This window comes from Caballeronia sp., assembly GCF_049581465.1.
GTDB lineage: Bacteria > Pseudomonadota > Gammaproteobacteria > Burkholderiales > Burkholderiaceae > Caballeronia.
On sequence record NZ_JBAUSA010001301.1, the window covers coordinates 1 to 3,334 of the forward strand.

The following is a 3,334-nucleotide window of genomic DNA, read 5'->3' on the forward strand; positions in this document are numbered from 1 at the left end:
CTGGTGTGTAGTCGAGCGCCCACGGGTTGCGGGTCGGCCCGAAAAGTTCGGGCTCGGTGTAGGGCATCTGGCCGACTTCGGGTGTATTGGTTTTGCCAAAGATATTCAACCCGGCGAGCTTTGACCGGGCGATCAGTGGTGAGTCTTCTTTCGGGGTGAAGTGCTGGAAATGGCGGCATCCCAACGACATCGCCAAGCCAGCAACCGGCGCGCCGATGTCCTTGATCAGGTAGGGCACGCCTGCGAGCGGGCCCGATCCCAGCGCGCGGCCGTGGTCCAGCGTTGCGCGATTTCGCGCAGCCTGATAGTCCTTCAGGACGATGGCGTTGAGCGCCCGATCGGCGGATTCTGCGCGGGCGATTGCTGTATCGATAAGTTCTCGCGCGCTCGTCGTGCCCTTGCGTATGAGTTCGGCGAGGCCGATTGCGTCGTAGTCGGGGTAGTCGGATTGCACGAGGCCTCTTTGGTTTTGACGCAGCGTGGTCCGGTGAGGACGGGGGCTCTATCCTCGCCCAACACGCCCCGCCAGCAGAACCCCTACCGCCCCGCGTGCTACCCGCGCTCGCCGAGGAACGTCAGCGTGCGGCCATGCGCGAGCGCCGACGCCGGCTGGTTATACGACGCGCGATCCGTACAGTTGAAGCCGTGATCCGCGTTCGGATACACAAACACTTCGGCGTCCTTGCCCGCGAATTTTTGCTTCACATCCGCGACAGCCGAGGCCGGAATATGTGCGTCGAGCTCTCCGTAATGGAACAGCATCGGGACATCGATGTTGTCAGCCACGTCGAGCTGGTTCTGGATGCCGCCGCCATAGTAAGCCACGCCAAGATCGAACGCGCCTTGAGCCGCTGCAAGGTAAGTCAGCCGGCCGCCAAGACAGAAGCCAATGCCCGCGACCTTGCCGGTCACTTCAGGCAACGCGCGCAACGCTGCCGCCGCGGCCTTCACATCCGATGCCGCCAGCCCGACGTCCAGCTTGCCGTGCAATTCAAGAGCCTTCTGATAGTCAGCGCCTGCGTAAGTCAACTCGACGCGCGGCTGGACGCGCCAGAAAATATCAGGGGCGATCGCCACATAGCCATCGGCGGCGTATTGGTCGGCCACCGCCCGAATGTGCGAATTAACGCCAAAGATCTCCTGGATGATGACGACGCCTGGACCCTTGCCGCTCTTTGGCAGCGCTAGATAGCCCTGAAACGGGCCGTCGTTCGTGGGAATGTCGATCCACCGGGATGTCACGGTCATGTTAAAGCTCCTGTTGCGGGCGCCAGAGCGCCGAGGGGGTAATCAGTGGAGGGCAAAAATTCGCAGCACAGTTTGCCATCAATCGATTGCCATCGCTTACGGGTTTTGGAGTGTCAACTCGCGCCGCTCGTCATCCGTTCATATTGAAGTCGTACGTGACACGTCATTATTAGACTCATTATTCGACTCGTGCAGCGCAAACGATTAATCGTAAGTTGGATTGGGATCGATTAAGGCGAGGAAGTCGGCACTAGGGGAAACACGCGGGTTTGAAATTGTGCTGACACGCTCAAGAACCGCATGAACAGGGTTGTTCCGCACCGCAGCAGCACACTTTCAGATGCTTCTCAACGTATCTCTTATCAGTAGTCACACCACTAGCTTAAAAAACTTCCACAAATTAATTTGACAACCCTACACTTGCGCGCAAGTACGGATGGTAGCTGTCAAAAACGGCTGACTGAAGGACTTGTCAAGTGCATCACGATGCATCCGGCGTAGTCGTCTACGGGGCTGAAGCACCGTGATGAGAGACGGGGCACAGGGCGACAACGTTGTTTTTGGGACCGAAACTGGAGACTTACATGAATAGCAAGCTTCACAAATTGTTGCCGATTAGCGCTGCAGCGCTCGTTTTCGCCTCCATGGCAGCAACTGCTTCAGCCGACACGGTCGTCAAGATCGGTCACGTGGCACCTTTGACGGGCGGTATCGCTCACTTGGGCAAAGACAATGAAGACGGCGCACGTCTGGCCGTAGAAGAAATCAATGCCAAGGGACTGACGATCGGCGGCCAGAAGGTCACGCTGGAACTCGATCCGCAAGACGATGCAGGCGACCCGCGTACGGCAACTCAAGTGGCGCAAAAGCTGGTGGACGACAAGGTTGTCGCAGTGGTCGGTCACCTGAACTCGGGCACGACGATCCCGGCATCGAAGATCTATAGCGATGCAGGCATTGTCCAGATCTCGCCGTCGGCCACGAACCCGACGTACACGCAGCAAGGCTTCAAGACCACGTATCGCGTAGTGGCAACCGACGCGCAGCAAGGCCCGGCGCTCGCTAACTACGCTGCGAAAGACATGAAGCTGAAGAGCGTTGCTATCGTCGACGACTCAACGGCTTACGGCCAGGGCCTCGCCAACGAATTCGAAAAGACCGCGAAGTCGCTTGGCCTGAACGTGATGTCGCATGACGCGACCAACGACAAGGCTGTCGACTTCCGCGCAATCTTGACGAAGATCAAGGGTGAAAATCCTGACGCCGTGATGTTCGGCGGTATGGACGCAACCGGCGGCCCGTTCGCCAAGCAAGCCAAGCAACTTGGCCTGCGTGCCAAGGTCTTGGCAGGCGACGGCGTATGTACCGAAAAGCTGGCCGACCTGGCTGGCGATGCAGCCGACAACGTGGTCTGCTCGGAAGCCGGCATGGCGCTCGAGAAGATGGCGGGCGGCCCAGCATTCGCTGCCAAGTTCCAAAAGCGTTTCGGCCAGCCGATCCAGATCTACGCACCGTTCACGTATGACGCTGTGTACATCATCGTTGACGCTATGAAGCGCTCCAATTCCACCGATCCGGCGAAGATCCTGGCAGCCATGCCGGATACGGATTACAAGGGTGTGATCGGCGAAACGACCTTCGATTCGAAGGGCGACCTGAAGCACGGCGTGATCTCGCTGTATGACTACAAGGCTGGCAAGAAGACGTTGCTGGACGTGGTCAAGATGTAAATTCACGTAGGCGGCCTTCTTACGAAGAAAAGCCTTGTATGAATACAAAAACGCGCTGGCTTCGGCCAGCGCGTTTTTTCGTTGGTGCAGATCTACAACGCTACAGCTTGAGTTGCTTCATGATGCGCGGCCCGACCAGCGCGATCAACGCGGCGCACGCCGCCACCACGGAGAGTCCTGTCGGCAGTGTGCTCATCTGCGCCACGCCGCCGATGAGAACCGGCCCGAACAACAAGCCGAAGTACGCAAGCCCGGCCACGTGAGCCAGTCCCTCTGCCGCACTCACGCCCTCCACGCGCGCCGCCGCCGCGAACAGCACGGGCATCATGTTCGCCAACCCGAGACCCATCAGCGTG

General features: G+C 59.0%; 3 protein-coding genes and 1 pseudogene. 1 reads left to right on the top strand and 3 read right to left on the bottom strand.

Annotation, left to right across the window (positions count from 1 at the left end; translation table 11 throughout):
- A partial coding sequence (locus WCA53_RS31550; RefSeq protein WP_423920910.1) for an amidase family protein occupies positions 1-454 on the bottom strand: 454 nt, incomplete at its 3' end.
- Positions 455-552: 98 nt separating this feature from the next.
- Positions 553-1,248, bottom strand: a complete 696-nt coding sequence (locus tag WCA53_RS31555; protein ID WP_423920913.1) for a dienelactone hydrolase family protein — start codon at positions 1,246-1,248, stop codon at positions 553-555.
- Between the two features lie 584 nt (positions 1,249-1,832).
- Between WCA53_RS31555 and WCA53_RS31560 the strand changes: the two genes are divergently transcribed.
- The gene (locus WCA53_RS31560) at positions 1,833-2,978 is read left to right on the top strand and encodes a branched-chain amino acid ABC transporter substrate-binding protein (RefSeq protein WP_423920918.1); all 1,146 of its coding nucleotides are present in this window, start codon (positions 1,833-1,835) and stop codon (positions 2,976-2,978) included.
- Between the two features lie 100 nt (positions 2,979-3,078).
- On the opposite strand, the pseudogene WCA53_RS31565 reads toward WCA53_RS31560, so the two are convergent.
- Positions 3,079-3,334 (bottom strand): annotated as a pseudogene (locus WCA53_RS31565) (MFS transporter); the annotation flags it as partial.